Source organism: Streptomyces monashensis, assembly GCF_001866665.1.
Lineage (GTDB): Bacteria > Actinomycetota > Actinomycetes > Streptomycetales > Streptomycetaceae > Streptomyces > Streptomyces monashensis.
This window is the reverse complement of sequence record NZ_MLYO01000152.1, coordinates 1-341: the sequence shown is the minus strand read 5'-3', so window position 1 is coordinate 341 and position 341 is coordinate 1. Positions and strand designations below refer to the sequence as shown.

The following is a 341-nucleotide window of genomic DNA, read 5'->3' as shown; positions in this document are numbered from 1 at the left end:
GCGGAGTCGCTGCGCGGCCAGGGCGCTCGCGTGATCGTGACGGAGATCGACCCGATCTGCGCGCTCCAGGCGGCGATGGACGGTTACCAGGTGACGACGCTGGACGAGGTCGTCGACAAGGCCGACATCTTCGTCACCACGACGGGCAACAAGGACATCATCATGGCCTCGGACATGGCCAGGATGAAGCACCAGGCGATCGTCGGGAACATCGGCCACTTCGACAACGAGATCGACATGGCCGGTCTGGCGAGGGTCCCGGGCATCGTGAAGGACGAGGTCAAGCCGCAGGTCCACACCTGGACCTTCCCGGACGGCAAGACGATCATCGTGCTGTCCGA

1 pseudogene is annotated in these 341 nt (G+C 64.5%); it reads left to right on the top strand.

From position 1 onward, the window contains the following. Positions 1–341, top strand: a pseudogene (locus BIV23_RS44780) (adenosylhomocysteinase); the annotation flags it as partial.